The following is a 621-nucleotide window of genomic DNA, read 5'->3' on the forward strand; positions in this document are numbered from 1 at the left end:
TGTCTAGTCCTAAATAACCGATACAGATTATTAAAGGATTAAATTTATAACTTAAAGCTTAACGATACTAATATCGTTAAGCTTTTTTGATTTATACTGTTTTCTTTTGAGTTTATTTTGTTTGTGCATTTCTGTTGGTGTTAACATATAGTTTGATAAATGCGGTCTAAGGTTGTTATATATTTTGATTGCATTGGCAATTAATTCACTCTTTAGATTAATATTTTCAATATTTTTAGCAATACTAAACTCTTGTTTTAGTATACCATTAATTCTCTCTGCAATTGCATTTTCATAAGGATCATATTTTTCGGTCATACTAGCTTTTATATTATTAATCTCTAACAATTCTTGATAGTCATTAGAGCAGTATTGTAACCCTCTATCTGAATGATGAATTAACGGCTTTTCTCTGTAATGTCTATTTTTCAAAGCCATCTCTAAGGCTTTTAATGAGCCTTCCACCGCAAGACTATTAGAAAGATTATATCCAACTATTTTTTTTGAATATGCATCAGTAATCAATGCTAGATACGATGGATTACTTCTTGTTCCAACATAGGTAATGTCACTCACCCAAATCTGTTCTGGTCTGTTTATCTCCAGAGTACTTACAATATT

1 protein-coding gene is annotated in these 621 nt (G+C 29.5%); it reads right to left on the minus strand.

Features of this window, described 5'->3' with window-relative positions; translation table 11 throughout:
* Positions 1 to 51: 51 nt before the first annotated feature.
* Positions 52 to 621, minus strand: a 570-nt coding sequence (locus JBL43_RS20160; protein ID WP_198843148.1) for an IS3 family transposase, incomplete at its 5' end; no start/stop codon positions are given.

The organism is Aureibaculum flavum, from assembly GCF_016406085.1.
Classification (GTDB): Bacteria; Bacteroidota; Bacteroidia; order Flavobacteriales; family Flavobacteriaceae; genus Aureibaculum; species Aureibaculum flavum.